The organism is Pseudomonas sp. S2_A10, from assembly GCF_054668465.1.
Genome location: NZ_CP162773.1, coordinates 5695470 through 5709949 on the forward strand (window position 1 = coordinate 5695470; position 14480 = coordinate 5709949).

Sequence of the window (14480 nt, forward strand, 5' to 3'; positions counted from 1 at the left end):
CGCGATGAGAAGCACAGATCTGCACGACCCGTACAACCTGCAACGTTTTGTCCAGGCACAGGACCCGGTGTTCGACCGGGTCCAGCGTGAACTTGAAACTGGCCGCAAGCGCAGCCACTGGATGTGGTTCGTCTTCCCGCAATTCGCCGGGTTGGGCGGCAGCGAGATGGCCCGGCGCTTTGCCATTGGTTCAGCCGAGGAAGCCCAGGCGTATCTGGCCCAGGAGCTGCTCGGGGCGCGGCTGCGCACTTGCACGCAACTGGTGCTGAATGTGCCGCAGCGCTCGATTGCAGACATTTTCGGCCATCCCGATGACCTGAAATTTCATTCTTCGATGACTTTGTTCGCCCAGTTCAGCGCCGAGGACAGCCTGTTCCATCAGGCACTGGAGCGCTACTTCCACGGCATTCTCGATGAATGGACGCTGCAATTGCTCGACTCAAAACAGGCCCAGTTGTCCACCGATCAGGGTTGAGAAGTCGTCGTCGACAAACGGCAGAATCGCATCCGCCACCGGTTGCAGCTGCCGAGTGATGTAGTGGTCGTAGTCGATGGCGGCGCGGCGTACCTCCAGCGGCTCCGGGCCGGCCAGGGTGATGACGTAGCTGATCCAGCCGCCGTTCTGATATTGCCGTGGCCGGCCATGCTCGGCGTTGTATTCGTCGGCCAGCCGCGCCGCGCGGACGTGCGGCGGCACGTTGCGTTCATAATCGTCGAGGGTGCGGCGCAGGCGCTTGCGGTAGATCAGCCGATCGTCGAACTCGCCAGCGAGCGTCTTGCGCACGTAGTCGCGCACGTAATCCTGATACGGCTTGCGCTGGAAAATCCGCTCATACAGCTCTTGCTGAAATTGCCGGGCCAGCAGCGACCAGTCGGTGCGCACGGTTTCCAGGCCCTTGTAGACCATTTCCTCGCTGCCATCGGCGCGGGTGACCAGGCCGGCGTAGCGCTTCTTGCTGCCCTCCTCGGCGCCGCGAATCGTCGGCATCAGGAAGCGCTTGTAGTGAATCTCGAACTGCAATTCCAGCGCGCTTTCCAGCCCGTATTCCTCGCACACATGGGCGCGCCACCAATCGTTGACGTGCTTGACCAGCGCATGGCCGATCTGCGCTGCTTCTTCCTGGCCGTGCAGACTGCGCAGCCAGACGAAGGTTGAATCGGTGTCGCCGTAAATGACCGCGTGGCCCTGTTCTTCGATCAACTGGCGGGTGCGCAGCATGATTTCGTGGCCGCGCAAAGTGATCGACGAGGCCAGCCGGGTATCGAAAAAACGGCAACCACTGGAGCCGAGCACGCCGTAGAAGGCGTTCATGATGATCTTCAGCGCTTGGGACAGCGGCGCGTTGTGTTCGCGCTTGGCGGTTTCGCGCCCTTCGGCCACTCGCGCCACGATGGACGGCAGACAATGCCGGCTGCGCGAGAAGCGTGCGCCACGAAAACCCGCTACCGAGTCAGCGTCGTCCGGGTGTTGCAGGCCCTCGATCAAGCCCACCGGGTCGATCAGAAAGGTGCGAATGATCGACGGGTAGAGGCTTTTGTAATCGAGGACCAACACCGACTCGTACAGACCCGGCCGTGAATCCATAACGAAACCGCCGGGGCTGGCCTGCGGTGGATTGGTGCCCAGATTGGGTGCAACGAAGCCCTGGCGGTGCATCAACGGCATGTACAAATGGGTGAACGCGGCGACCGAACCGCCGCTGCGGTCGGCCGGCAAACCGGTAACGCTGGCGCGCTCAAGCAGGAACGTCAGCAGTTCGGTCTTGGCGAAGATCCGCGTGACCAGTTCGCAGTCCTTGAGGTTGTATTTGGCCAGAGCAGGCTTGTCCTCGGCGAACATGCGGTTGATCTCGTCCATGCGCTGGTATGGGTTGTTGATCGCCTTGCCTTCGCCGAGCAGGGTCTGCGCGACGTTTTCCAGGCTGAACGAAGGAAAACTCCAGGTCGCCGAACGCAACGACTCGATGCCATCGATGATCAGCCGCCCCGCTGCCGAGGCGAAGTAGTGATTGCGGCTGCCGTGCTCGCGCCACTGCATTTCTTCGCCGCCACGACCGATCTTCAGCGGCACGCCAAGACGCCGCGCGTGTTCATGGAGGATGCGCAAATCGAACTGCACGACGTTCCAGCCAATGATCGCGTCGGGGTCGTGGCGGGCGAACCAGTCGTTGAGCTTCTTCAGAATGAGCGTGCGCGAATCGCAGTATTCGAGGTCGAAATCGACAATGCTGGCATCGCCATTCGGCGCGCCGAGCATGTACACCTGCCGCTCGCCGCAGCCTTCCAGCGCGATGGAGTACAGCTCGCCGTTTTCGGTGGTCTCGATGTCGAGTGAGACCAGACGCAGTTTCGGCCGGTAAATGGGGTCGGGTTTCAGTTGGGCGTTGATCAGCACGCCGTCAGCATCAGGCGTGCCGCCGAACAGCACCGGCGCGGTGATGAAGCGCTCCATCAGATAGCGTTCCGGCGGGCGGACGTCGGCTTCAAAGACGTCGACGCCGGCGCGGTTCAGCGCGGTTTCGAGGCGCATCAACTGGCCGTGCTGCTGGCAATACAGACCGAGCACCGGACGATGCTGAAAATCGAGCAAGGCCAATGGTCGCAGTTCCACATTCTTTTCATCGTGCAGCAGACGCTCGGCCGCTTCTCGTTGTGCGGCGGGAATAAACGCGACCGACGGCTGATGCGCCAGACGCACGCGGCGCGGCCCGGTGTCCGTTGCCAGCCAGAACTCGACTTCGGTGCCGGCCGGCGTATCGCGCCAATGCCGGGTCAGGACGAAGCCCTGCTGTAAATCCACCAATGCGACCTCAACGTTTCAATCAGAACGCCATTCTACGCAGCATTTGTGGCGAGGGGATTTATCCCCGCTGGCCGCGAAGCGGCCCCGCTTTTAATGAAAGGGCCTGCTGCGCAGGCCAGCGGGGATAAATCCCCTCGCCACAGATAAATCCCATCGCCACAGATAAATCCTCTGCCACAGATAATCCCCCCTTGTTACAGATAAATCCCCTAGCCACAGACGCTTCATTCACCGATACAAAGATGTTTTTTCCGGCAAATGGCGTTTTTTGCACGCTAACTGCCGCTTTGCCACCTTGCTCTGCGCAGCTGCGTCTACGATGCTTGATGAACAACGACAACACCTGAGTAACCGCCATGAAGACCGTCGCCCAACTGCTGAAGCTCAAAGATCAGAAAAATCAGGAAGTGCACCAGATCAAACCCGATCACATGGTGCTCGAAGCGCTGATGAAGATGGCCGAGAAAAACGTCGGCGCCTTGCTGGTGGTCGAAGACGACAAAGTGGTCGGCATCATCAGCGAGCGCGACTATGCACGCAAACTGGTGCTGCACGGGCGCTCTTCGGTCGGTACGCCAGTGCGCGACATCATGGTCAAGGACGTGATTACCGTGGATACCCGGCAAACCGTCGACACCTGCCTGGGCATCATGTCGGACAAACGCCTGCGCCACCTGCCGGTGGTCGAGGACGGGCAACTGATCGGTTTGCTGTCGATCGGCGACCTGGTGAAAGAGGCGATTGCCGAACAGGCCGAACTGATCAAACAGCTGGAGCAGTACATTCGCGGCGACTGAGCCCACCGCCGTGATCCCCTTGTGGGAGCGAGCCTGCTCGCGAATGCGCCAGGTCAGAGATGATCGTTCCCACGCTCTGCGTGGGAACGATCGCGCCTGTCACGCCGGCCAATGCCGCTCAAACACCGGTGCCAGCACCGGGTGCCGGTCGATCCTTTGCAGCCACGCATAAAAGCCCGGGCGGGTCTGGCGCAGGTGTTCGCGGCTGCCGGCCCAGCGGCTCACCACGGCCGCCAGCACATCCAGTGCACCGGGCGTTTCATCATCCAGATACAGCTCCCCGGAAAACTGATCGGCAAACACCTCCCAACTGAAGTGCAGACGCTGGCGGGTGCCGGCGATCAGGTTTTGCCGTGCGCTCTCATCAGGCGTGATCAACCAGCGCTCGGGGTAATCGATGATGCCGACCGCTGCGTAGCAATTGCTGACGATATAGGCGAGGCCGCGAATCGCCTGATCGCGATCGGCTGCCTTGCTCGGCAGCAGGCCGGACTTGGGAAACGTCAGGCCCAGGTGAATCAGGATCGCCGCACTTTCGGTCATGGCGCTGCCGTCCGGCAGTTGCAGGGTCGGTATCTGTTTCAGCGGATTGAGTTTGCTCAGCGCTTCGTCGGCCTCGGCGCTGGCTTCGGTATCAATGAAGCGATAGGCGATCTGGCACAACTCCAGTGCCGCCTCGATGGCAGCCGCGCCGGAATTCTTGTGCCCGTAGAGCTGGTACATGTCCGTTCCCCCGATAAGGCCTTTGCACAGGGTAGATGGCTGGCTGGCCTGACGTAGAAAATTCTGCAAATGTGTCGTGATTGGCACGTTTTTCCCATGCACTGCCGACTTGCGAAATCGACCTTCGCCAATCAGAGCTGGCGGTGCCCATCCCGCACCAAGAGCATTCATCGAACGCTATCCGCGTTCTTGTAAGGTGCGACAGCGAACCAAAAGTTCGCCTGTCCGAGCTGGCAATAAGGAGTTCCTCCGTGAATCTTCAAATGCTCCGCCGTACGACATACCCGACTCACTCGCAAATCCAGCCCAAAGTTCAGCCGAACCTATTCAGCCTGGCGCGCTTCTCCTTTATTACCTGAAACCCAATGCACACTTTGCGTGCCTGGCGATCGAAGCGATCGCCGGGCGCAGAGTGTTATTTATTTTTTAAATACGGCAACTAATAAAAGGCACAACAATAAAATTGTCGAACAATGATTTGCCGCCATTGAAGTTGCACCAAAACCGCACGCGCGAATGTGATGCAGTTAACCAATACTCCAGAATCAAAATAAGGAACATGCCCTGTGAACCGCTGAATGACTGACCTGCACCAAATCGATTCGCTACGCACCGATAGGTGCTAAGCCTGATCACCGAGCAGCCGCTCTATCCCGTCGATCGGCGTGATACAGCGTTCCCTCTGACTCGCTCTGGAAAAAGCCCTTCTGCGAGGACTTGAGGACCACTTCGCGCCGAATAAACAGCGGGCGAACTTGAAACTTATATAAATGCGACATGAGCAATACCGAAGATATGCGCTCAACCGGTTTCAGCAACATCTGGCACACCTGTTGCAAACTGTAACAAACCTGAGACAGCTCACGTCTCCACACAACAACAAGCCACGGAATGGATAATGAACAATCGATATAGATGCTACTAAACCACTAAGTTTGTTCGAGGCCGTTTGTACAGATAGTCCAACTATCGGCTCGCGTACACCTTGAAGAAAGTTGCACCCACTCACTCGAACATCAGCCATATGTTCGGACGGCACCTTATTGCCCTTCATCTGACCCGAGGGAGCTTTAATGAACGATGCGGTAAAGCACAAAACCCTGCCGGGGCCGTTGCAGCAAGCGCCGGTCCCGCCGGCAACGGGCAAGCCGGCGTTTGCAGCCAACACGTCACGACCCGGCGGGTTGAACAAACCACAGATGCTTTTGCTGATCGCGGTATCGGCGCTGATACACGGCGGCGCGTGGTGGTTCTTTCATCAGGCACGGCCGGAGCCACTGCCGACGCCGCCGGAAATTCCGGAAATGACCGTCGAGTTGACCAGCCCGACGCCTCCGGCCCCACCGACACCGGAACCACCACCGCCGCCCCCGCCTCCACCGCCGCCGGAACCCGAGCAGCCTGTGGAAGACGAGGACGCGGTCAAGCCGCCGCCCAAACCGGTGGAGAAGCCCAAGCCAATCGAAAAACCAAAACCGGTCGAGAAACCCAAACCGGTGAAGAAAGTCGAGCCACCGAAAGCGCCGCCGGCCCCGGCGCAACCTGCCGCACCTGCGGCGCCGACGACACCGAGCGCACCACCGGCACCCCCTGCTGCGCCCGCTCCGGTCAAGGAGTCGGCAGCGATTTCCGGCCTGGCCAGCCTTGGCAACCCGCCGCCGGAATACCCGTCGCTGGCGCTGCGCCGCAATTGGGAAGGCAGCGTGGTGCTGCGCATTCAGGTGCTGGCCAACGGCCGTGCCGGTGCGGTGACGGTGACCAAGTCCAGCGGCAAGGCGCAACTGGATGAGGCGGCCGTCGCGGCGGTGAAGAACTGGAAGTTCATTCCGGCCAAGCGCGGTGACACGCCGATCGACGGCTTCGCCACCCAGACCATCGATTTCAAATTGCCGCAATGACGGCGCAACCGACTCATTACTGATTAACGCAAGCGAGGTGTAGCCATGAACGATTCACTGTCTTCGATGATTGTCCCCGGTGTGCTCTGGGGTCTGGTGCTGTTTTCCGTGGTCAGTTGGGCGATCCTGCTGGTCAAGTCGGCCCAGTACCTGCGCCAGAAAGCGCAGAACAAACAGTTCGCCAAAGCCTTCTGGAGCGCGCCGGACCTGCTCACCGCCGCCGAACACGCCAGCCAGTATCCGGGCTCGCTGGCGCGCATCGCCAGCAGCGGTTTTGAAGCCCTGCTGGTGGAAGATTCGCCGCGTACCACGCAGCAACTGGCGCACACCATCAACCGTTCCGATCGCCTGGAACGCAACCTGCGCCAGCAGATCCAGAAGGAACGTCGCTCGCTGGAAAACGGCCAGGCGATCCTCGCCAGTATCGGCAGCACCGCGCCGTTCATTGGTTTGTTCGGCACCGTGTGGGGAATCATGGAAGCCCTGCAAAGCATCGGCGAAACCGGCTCGGCCAGCCTTGAGGCGGTCGCCGGGCCTATCGGCCACGCGCTGATCGCCACTGGCGTGGGCATCGCCGTCGCGGTGCCGGCGGTGCTGATCTACAACTTCTTCCTGCGTCGGCTGAAACTGGCCTCAGCGGACATGGACGACTTCGCCCACGACTTCGACGCCCTCGCCTCGCGCAGTGCCTTTTCCATCAGCCGCCAGGCCATTGCCAGCAAAAGCACCACCGCCGTGCGGGAGGCCAGCTGATGTCGTTTTCCACTCAAGACAGCGATGAAGTGCTCAGCGAAATGAACGTCACGCCGCTGGTCGACGTGATGCTCGTGCTGCTGGTGGTGTTCATTGTCACCGCGCCGCTGATGACCAACGCGATCAAGGTCAACCTGCCGAAAACCGACGCCGTCGCCCCTGCCGAAAAGAAAGACCCGGTGGTGGTCAGCGTCGATCAGGATGGCAAGTTCTATCTGGCCAAGACCGAACTGGCCCCGGAATCCCTTGAGGCCAGCCTCAGGGAGGTCAAGGCCAAAGACGCCGACGTGCGCGTGCAGTTGCAGGCCGACGCCGCCGTCAATTACGGCCAGGTGGCCAAGGCCATGGCATCGATCGAACGCTCCGGCATCAGCAAGATTTCGGTGATGACCACCCACTGAGTGCGGTGCCGGATGGGTGTTGAAAAACCCGCCCGGCGCCGCTGAAAAAAGAAATCCCGTCGCACCCGGCCGACCGAAAAAACGCCCCGCGTCTTCGGAGGGGATCGGCTTGCTTGAAGAAAGTGGTTTTCCGCGCGCGGTATCACCGGAAGCGGAGCAATGAGCGGCTCACAAGGCCAATTCGATAACGTCTGAAAATCGGAAACAACCATGCTGATGAACACTCCACGCTTCACGCTCAAACCTTTGGTGGCAACGATGTCTCGCCACCGTTTTGTTCCGCTGTATCTGGTGGCCATGGGGATGGGCGCCGGGACCGTGCAAGCGGCCGAGGACGACAACAGTGCCACGCCGGCAGCCGCTGTCGTGGCGGCGCCGACCACGCAACTGCAACGGGTCGAAGTGACCGGTTCGGCGATTCGCCGGGTCGATGCGGAAACGGCGGTGCCGATCACCATCCTCAAGGCTGACGAGCTGCGCAAACAGGGCGTGACCACCACCGCCGAACTGGTGCAGCGCATCACCGGCAGTCAGTCGATCAACAACAGCGCCGGCTCCGTCGGCGCGGCAACGGGCGGTGCGTCGTTTGCCGACATGCGCGGCATCGGCGCGAACAAAACGCTGGTGCTGCTCAACGGTCGACGCCTGGCCAATAACGCCCTGTCGGGGACCAACTCGGCCGGCGGCGCGGTGGATCTGAACATGATCCCGTTTGCCGCCATCGAACGCGTGGAAGTGCTGCGCGACGGCGCCTCGGCCCTGTACGGCACCGACGCCATCGGCGGTGTGATCAACTTCATCACCAAAAAATCTCTCACCGATGGCGCCCTGACCCTGGGCGGCGAAACGCCGACCCACAGCGGTGGCGGCGCGACCAAGGACATGAGCGCCAGTTGGGGCTACGGCGATCTCGAAGAAGACCGCTTCAACGTCCTCGGCGTGTTCAACTACAACAAGCAGCAGAACCTCGACGCCAACGACCGCTCCTTCGCCACCGACTATGCGCCCGGTCGCGGTCTCGATCAGACTTCCGGCACCGCGTTCCCCGGCAACTACAGCCAGAACGGCAACGCCACCAACCCGTTGGCCAACAGCAATTGCAACGGCCCCAACCTGATCGCCCGCGACGGCTTGTGCCGCTTCAGCACCCGTGAATACATCGATCTGGTGCCACAGACCGAGAAGACCTCGTTCTTCGGCAAGACCACTGCCAAGCTCGGTGATGATCACAACGCCAACCTTGAATATTTCTGGTCGCGCAACAACAACGCCGTCGCCGTCGGCCCGGCGCCACTGACTGGTCTGAGCCTGGATTCCTCGTCGCCGTACTACCCCGGCAACGGCATCACCCCGGCGCCGACCGATTTCGCCCTCGACCCGACGCAGCCGGTGGACGTCAACTGGCGCGAGACTGCCGCCGGCCCGCGTGAATCGAAAGACCAGAACACCAGCCAGCGCTTTCTGCTGAGCTTCGATGGTCTGGTTGGCGGCTGGGATTACAACGTCGGCGCCTCGTACAACCAGAACAAAATCGTCTCCAGCGTCACCAGTGGCTATGTCAGCGATCAGGCGATGATTGACGGCCTGGCCAGCGGTTTGCTCAACCCGTTCGGCCCGCAGACCGCTGCCGGCCAGCAGTACATCGATGCCGCCGCCTACCACGGCGCCTACTCCACAGCCGTGGGTCGCGTCGCCGGGTTCGATGGTCGCGTCAGCCGTGAAATCGGTGACTGGTTCGGCGCAGGTCCGTCCGGCCTGGCTCTGGGCGGCGAGTACCGCAAGGAGAAATTCCATCAGGATTTCGAGTCGTTCGCCGGCGACATCCAGAGCCTCGGCATCGACCCGGCCGGCAGCGTCGAGGGCGACCGCAGCGTCAAGGCCGCCTATGCCGAACTCAACGTGCCGGTGCTCGACAGCCTCGAACTGTCCGCCGCTGTGCGCCACGACAAATACAGCGACTTCGGCAGCACCACCAACCCGAAATATTCGTTCCGTTATCAGCCGATCAAAGAGCTGGTGGTGCGTGGTGCCTACAGCGAAGGTTTCCGCGCGCCATCGCTGTACGAGCTGTATTCGCCGCGCAGCATCACGTTCACTCAGGGTTACTACAACGATCCGGTGCTGTGTACCGGCGGCGTGGTGCAACCGGGCGGCAACGGCGGCCGCGATTGCGGTCAGCAGTTCCTCAACCAGATCGGTGGCAACGAAGATCTGGCCCCGGAGAAGGCGCGCAACGTGACGTTGGGCTTCGTCTACCAGCCGATCAGCAATCTGTCGGTGGGTCTGGATTTCTGGTGGATTCACATCTCCAACCAGATCCAGCCGTTCCCGGAATCCACCGTGTTCGATCAGGCTGGCTCCTACCCGGACCGCTTCGTGCGCAACGCCGACGGCACGCTCAACTACATCGTCACCGGCAACGCCAACCTCGGCATCGTCGAAACCAATGGTGTCGATGTGTCGCTCGACTATCGCTTCCCGAACACGCCGTACGGTCAGTTCGGCCTCGGCCTGCAAGGCACCTATGTCGACGAGTACGACTTCCAGAGCACCATCAAAGGCCCGTTCACCGACAAGGTCGGCGACTTTCAGGGTGACGGCGTGATCGCGCGCTGGAAGCACAACCTCACCGGCAGCTGGAGCCTCGGTGCGGCGCGGGCAGCGCTGACCAACCGCTTCACCACCGGTTACAACGATTACGACCGCGAGACGCACGCGCGGGTGGCGTCGTATTCGGTGTGGGATCTGTCGGCCGGTTACACCTTCAACAAAGTGCTCGACGTTGATGCCGGAATGAAGAACGTTTTCGACCGCAACCCGCCGTTCTCCAACCAGGCCTACAACTTCCAGAGCGGCTATGACCCGCGCTACACCGACCCGCTGGGCCGGACATTGTTTGCGCGCATGACTTACCACTTCTAACCGGAAACAGAACACATCTCCCCCTGTGGGAGCGAGCCTTTGTGATGAGGGGATTTATCCCCGATGGGGTGCGAAGCGCCCCCAAGACCTGCCGACGCGGAGCATCAGAAGTACCGCATGCATTGATCTTGCGACTGCTGCGCAGCCGATCGGGGATAAATCCCCTCGCCACAAGGGCTCGCTCCCACATTGGGTCCGTGGACTTTCAGGGATTTTCAGGAGTGACTTCATGAGTTTCTTGCGCAACATGGCTGGCCTGCTGCTCGGCAGTGCGCTGCTGTGCTTCGGCACTTCGGCGCTGGCCGGCGGCAGTTATGCGCTGACGGTGTACGGCGAAGCGCCGAAGTATCCGGCCGGCTTCAAGCATTTCGATTTTGTTAACCCTGACGCGCCCAAGGGCGGTTCGCTCAGCCGTGCGTCGATGGAGATCGGTCAGTACAACTACATCACGCCGTATGCCGATCAGGGCATTTCGGTGGTGCAGGTCAATGATTGGGTCTACGCGCCGCTGGCGTTCCGATCGCTGGACGAGCCCTACACGGTTTACGCCTTCGTCGCGCAGCAGATCGAGCGCGACCCCGAAGGTTTGTGGGTGCGCTTCACCCTCAACCCCAAGGCACGCTTTGCCGACGGCACGCCGATCACCGCCGAAGACGTGCGCTACACCTTCAACCTGCTGATGACCAAGGGCAGCCTGAGTTACCGCCAGCAATACGCCGACGTGCAGGACGTGCTGGTCGAAAGTTCACGGCAGGTCCGTTTCACCTTCAAGAACAACCTCAATCGCACCCTCGCGCTGGATCTGGCGACGCTGCGCGTGCTGCCCGAGCACTGGTGGAAAACCCGCGACTTCGCCAACGGCGGCGGCTTCGAGCCACCGCTGGGCAGCGGCCCGTACCGGGTGAGCAAGGTCGACGCCGGACGCAGCATCAGTTTCCAGCGTGACCCGGACTGGTGGGGCAAGGACCTGCCGGTCAGTCGCGGCATGTACAACTTCGACAGCCTGACGGTGAATTTCTACGGCGACACCGACGTCGCCCGCCAGCTGTTGCAGGCCGGCGCGTTCGACTACAACCGCGAGTTCTCCTCCTCTGGTTACGTGGTCGGTTATGACAGCCCGGCACTGCGTGACGGCCGCTTGCAGCAGTCGATCCTCGCCCCGGACAAACCCACCGCCGCTCAGGGCTTCGTGTTCAACCTGCAGAACTCGTTCTTCAAGGATCGCCGCGTGCGTCAGGCGATCAGCCTGCTCTGGGATTTCGAGTGGACCAACAAACAGATGATGCGCGGCTTCTACGTGCGTCAGAACAGCTTCTGGCCCAAGAGTGAAATGGCCGCCAGCGCCCTGCCCGATGCCGAGGAATTGAAGATCCTCGAACCGTTGCGCGGCAAGGTCCCTGACGAGGTGTTCACCACGGTCTATGAGGCGCCGAAAACCGATGGCAGCGGCTACATCCGCGACAAACAACTGCAAGCGCTGAAGCTGCTCGCCGAAGCCGGTTGGACGGCGAAAAACAATCGTCTGGTCAACGCCGCCGGCGAGCCGCTGGAATTCACCTTTCTCGATGGCCAGGGCGGCTTCGATCGCATGCTGCTGCCGTTCAAACGCACCCTCGCGCAGATCGGCATCACGCTCAATCTGCGCCGCATCGATTCAGCGCAATACATCAACCGCCTCAACGCCCGCGACTACGACATGATCGTCTGCGCTTTCCCGCGCAGTGGCGATCCGATCGTCTCCCCGGGCCGCGAGCTGTACAGCCTGTATGGCTCGCAAAGTGCCACGCAAGTCGGCAGCTCGAACGCGATGGTGCTGGCCGATCCGGCAATCGATCAACTGATTGACGGGCTGGTCCAGGCCAACAGCCGCGAAGCCATGGTGCATTACGCCCGCGCCCTCGACCGGGTGCTGCAATGGGGTTACTACATGATTCCCAACTACTACTCCAAAGGCACGCCGACGGTGTATCAGAACCGCTTCGGCATGCCCGCCGTGCAACCTTCGTATGACGAAGGTCTCAACACCTGGTGGGAAGTCTCGGCCAGGCCGCTGACGACTCAGCAGATGAGCGCTCAGCTTGCGGGAGGCCAGTGACATGCTGCGTTATCTGAGTCGCCGTTTGCTGCTGATCATCCCCACGCTGTTGTGCATTCTGGTGGTGAATTTTCTTATCGTGCAGGCCGCACCCGGTGGCCCGGTGGAACAAGCCATCGCCCGCCTGCAAGGCTTTGGCGGGCACAGCATGGGCGGCGGTGGCGAAGTCGCGGCGGTCGGCGGTGCCGGGCGCAGCAGCCGTGGGCTGGACCCGGCGCTGATCGAGGAAATCAAACACCATTACGGCTTCGACAAACCGCTGCACGAACGCCTGTGGCTGCTGCTGAAAAACTACGCACAACTGGATCTGGGCAACAGCTTCTTTCGCGGCGCCAAGGTCACCGACCTGATCGTGCAGAAGCTGCCGGTGTCGTTGTCGCTGGGCTTGTGGGCGACGCTGATCACCTACCTGATTTCGATTCCGCTGGGCATTCGCAAGGCGATCAGGAACGGCAGCGCCTTCGATGTCTGGAGCAGCACCGCGATCATCGTTGGCTATGCCATGCCAGCGTTTCTCTTCGCCATTCTGTTGATCGTGGTGTTCGCCGGGGGCAGCTACGTCAACTGGTTTCCGGTGCAGGGATTGGTGTCGGACAACTTCGACAGCCTCAGCACATTGGGCAAGGTCGGCGACTACCTCTGGCACCTCGTACTGCCGGTCACGGCGCTGGTGATCGGCGGCTTCGCCACGCTGACGATCCTGACCAAGAACAGCTTTCTCAACGAGATCAGCCGGCAGTACGTGATCACCGCACGAGCCAAGGGCCTGACCGAGCGGCGCGTGCTGTACGGCCACGTGTTTCGCAACGCCATGCTGCTGGTGGTGGCCGGCGTGCCGTCGGCACTGATCGAAGTGTTTTTCGCCGGTTCCCTGCTGATCGAAACCATCTTCAACCTCGACGGCCTCGGGCGCATGAGCTACGAAGCGGCGGTGTCGCGTGACTATCCGGTGGTGTTCGGCGCGCTGTTTCTGTTCACCCTGTTCGGCCTGCTGATCAAGCTGATCGGCGACCTCTGCTACACCCTGCTCGACCCGCGCATCGATTTTTCGGCGAGGACTGCCTGATGTTCACACTGTCGCCTCTGGGCCAGCGCCGCGTCGCGCAATTCAATGCCAACCGCCGTGGGCGCTGGTCACTGCGGCTGTTTATCGGCCTGTGCCTGATCTGCCTCGGTGGCGAGCTGATCGCCAATGACAAGCCGCTGGTGATCCGCTACCACGACGCCTTCTACTTTCCGATCCTCAGCGATTATCTGGAAACCGATTTCGGCGGCGAGTTGCCGTTCCAGCCGGATTACGCCAGCAACTACGTACACAAGCTGATCGAGGATCAGGGCGGCTGGATGCTGTTTCCGCCGATCCCGTTCAGTTACGACACGGTCAACTACGACCTCACCGAACCGGCGCCCAGCCCGCCGTCATCGAGCAATTGGCTGGGCACCGATGATCAGGCTCGCGATGTTCTGGCGCGGGTGATTTTCGGCACGCGGATCTCGATTCTGTTCGCGCTGATCCTCACCGCCATCAGCGCGTTGATCGGCATTCTCGCCGGGGCTTTACAGGGTTATTACGGCGGCTGGGTCGACTTGCTCGGGCAGCGCGTACTGGAAATCTGGTCGGGGTTGCCGGTGCTGTACCTGCTGATCATTCTGTCCGGCTTCGTCTCGCCGAGTTTCTGGTGGCTGCTGGGGATCATGGCGCTGTTTTCCTGGCTGGCGCTGGTCGACGTGGTGCGCGCCGAGTTCCTGCGGGGGCGCAATCTCGAATACGTGAAAGCCGCGCGCGCGCTGGGCCTGACCGACAGCGAACTGATGCGCCGGCACATTCTGCCCAACGCCATGACTTCCACCCTCACCTACCTGCCGTTCATTCTCACCGGCGCCATCGCCACCCTGACCGCGCTGGATTTCCTCGGCTTCGGCATGCCCGCCGGCACCGCATCGCTGGGTGAACTGATCGGCCAGGCCAAACGCAATCTGCAGGCACCGTGGCTGGGGCTGACGGCGTTTTTTGCCCTGGCGTTGATCTTGTCTTTGTTGGTTTTCATCGGTGAAGCGTGCCGAGATGCCTTTGATCCGAGGAGCTGA

12 protein-coding genes are annotated in these 14480 nt (G+C 61.2%); 9 read left to right on the forward strand and 3 right to left on the reverse strand.

Annotated features, from left to right (window positions below):
• Window positions 1–4: 4 nt before the first annotated feature.
• Window positions 5–475 (forward strand): DUF1810 domain-containing protein, encoded by a 471-nt coding sequence (locus AB4N41_RS25525; RefSeq protein ID WP_460138190.1) that lies wholly within the window; start codon window positions 5–7, stop codon window positions 473–475.
• Here the strand turns inward: AB4N41_RS25525 and AB4N41_RS25530 are convergent.
• Window positions 440–2800 (reverse strand): DNA polymerase II, encoded by a 2361-nt coding sequence (locus AB4N41_RS25530; protein ID WP_252876603.1) that lies wholly within the window; start codon window positions 2798–2800, stop codon window positions 440–442. The genes AB4N41_RS25525 and AB4N41_RS25530 overlap by 36 nt on opposite strands.
• A 61-nt stretch (window positions 2801–2861) precedes the next feature.
• The gene (locus tag AB4N41_RS25535; RefSeq protein WP_252876604.1) at window positions 2862–3137 is read right to left on the reverse strand and encodes a hypothetical protein; all 276 of its coding nucleotides are present in this window, start codon (window positions 3135–3137) and stop codon (window positions 2862–2864) included.
• Window positions 3138–3159: 22 nt separating this feature from the next.
• On the opposite strand from AB4N41_RS25535, the gene AB4N41_RS25540 reads away from it, so the two are divergent.
• Complete coding sequence (locus AB4N41_RS25540) at window positions 3160–3600, forward strand: CBS domain-containing protein (protein ID WP_041477195.1); 441 nt, start codon at window positions 3160–3162, stop codon at window positions 3598–3600.
• A gap of 99 nt (window positions 3601–3699) precedes the next feature.
• On the opposite strand, the gene AB4N41_RS25545 is transcribed toward AB4N41_RS25540, so the two are convergent.
• Complete coding sequence (locus AB4N41_RS25545) at window positions 3700–4323, reverse strand: glutathione S-transferase N-terminal domain-containing protein (RefSeq protein WP_252876605.1); 624 nt, start codon at window positions 4321–4323, stop codon at window positions 3700–3702.
• A 1073-nt stretch (window positions 4324–5396) separates the two neighbouring features.
• On the opposite strand from AB4N41_RS25545, the gene AB4N41_RS25550 reads away from it, so the two are divergent.
• The 7 genes from AB4N41_RS25550 (at window position 5397) to AB4N41_RS25580 (ending at window position 14480) form a co-directional block, all read left to right on the forward strand.
• Complete coding sequence (locus tag AB4N41_RS25550; protein WP_150634889.1) at window positions 5397–6221, forward strand: energy transducer TonB; 825 nt, start codon at window positions 5397–5399, stop codon at window positions 6219–6221.
• 45 nt (window positions 6222–6266) lie between these two features.
• Window positions 6267–6974, forward strand: coding sequence for a MotA/TolQ/ExbB proton channel family protein (locus tag AB4N41_RS25555; protein ID WP_041477200.1), 708 nt, complete (start codon window positions 6267–6269; stop codon window positions 6972–6974).
• Window positions 6974–7375, forward strand: a complete 402-nt coding sequence (locus AB4N41_RS25560) for an ExbD/TolR family protein (protein ID WP_073471362.1) — start codon at window positions 6974–6976, stop codon at window positions 7373–7375. Before AB4N41_RS25555 ends, AB4N41_RS25560 begins: the two co-directional genes overlap by 1 nt.
• Before the next feature lie 210 nt (window positions 7376–7585).
• A complete protein-coding gene (locus AB4N41_RS25565; RefSeq protein ID WP_252876606.1) occupies window positions 7586–10297 on the forward strand; it encodes a TonB-dependent receptor in 2712 nt (903 codons plus the stop codon).
• 229 nt (window positions 10298–10526) lie between these two features.
• Window positions 10527–12392, forward strand: coding sequence for an extracellular solute-binding protein (locus tag AB4N41_RS25570; RefSeq protein WP_252876607.1), 1866 nt, complete (start codon window positions 10527–10529; stop codon window positions 12390–12392).
• Between the two features lies 1 nt (window position 12393).
• The gene (locus AB4N41_RS25575) at window positions 12394–13458 is read left to right on the forward strand and encodes a microcin C ABC transporter permease YejB (RefSeq protein WP_056788670.1); all 1065 of its coding nucleotides are present in this window, start codon (window positions 12394–12396) and stop codon (window positions 13456–13458) included.
• Window positions 13458–14480 carry an ABC transporter permease gene (locus AB4N41_RS25580; protein WP_252867910.1) on the forward strand — a complete coding sequence of 341 codons (1023 nt, stop codon included), beginning with the start codon at window positions 13458–13460 and terminating at the stop codon, window positions 14478–14480. Before AB4N41_RS25575 ends, AB4N41_RS25580 begins: the two co-directional genes overlap by 1 nt.

Bases quoted from the DNA above. Each gene is read 5' to 3' on its own strand.
- AB4N41_RS25525 (WP_460138190.1), top strand. From the start codon at position 5: ATGAGAAGCACAGATCTGCACGACCCGTACAACCTGCAACGTTTTGTC.
- AB4N41_RS25570 (WP_252876607.1), top strand. From the start codon at position 10,527: ATGAGTTTCTTGCGCAACATGGCTGGCCTGCTGCTCGGCAGTGCGCTG.
- AB4N41_RS25575 (WP_056788670.1), top strand. From the start codon at position 12,394: ATGCTGCGTTATCTGAGTCGCCGTTTGCTGCTGATCATCCCCACGCTG.
- AB4N41_RS25550 (WP_150634889.1), top strand. From the start codon at position 5,397: ATGAACGATGCGGTAAAGCACAAAACCCTGCCGGGGCCGTTGCAGCAA.
- AB4N41_RS25540 (WP_041477195.1), top strand. From the start codon at position 3,160: ATGAAGACCGTCGCCCAACTGCTGAAGCTCAAAGATCAGAAAAATCAG.
- AB4N41_RS25545 (WP_252876605.1), bottom strand. From the start codon at position 4,323: ATGTACCAGCTCTACGGGCACAAGAATTCCGGCGCGGCTGCCATCGAG.
- AB4N41_RS25555 (WP_041477200.1), top strand. From the start codon at position 6,267: ATGAACGATTCACTGTCTTCGATGATTGTCCCCGGTGTGCTCTGGGGT.
- AB4N41_RS25580 (WP_252867910.1), top strand. From the start codon at position 13,458: ATGTTCACACTGTCGCCTCTGGGCCAGCGCCGCGTCGCGCAATTCAAT.
- AB4N41_RS25560 (WP_073471362.1), top strand. From the start codon at position 6,974: ATGTCGTTTTCCACTCAAGACAGCGATGAAGTGCTCAGCGAAATGAAC.
- AB4N41_RS25565 (WP_252876606.1), top strand. From the start codon at position 7,586: ATGCTGATGAACACTCCACGCTTCACGCTCAAACCTTTGGTGGCAACG.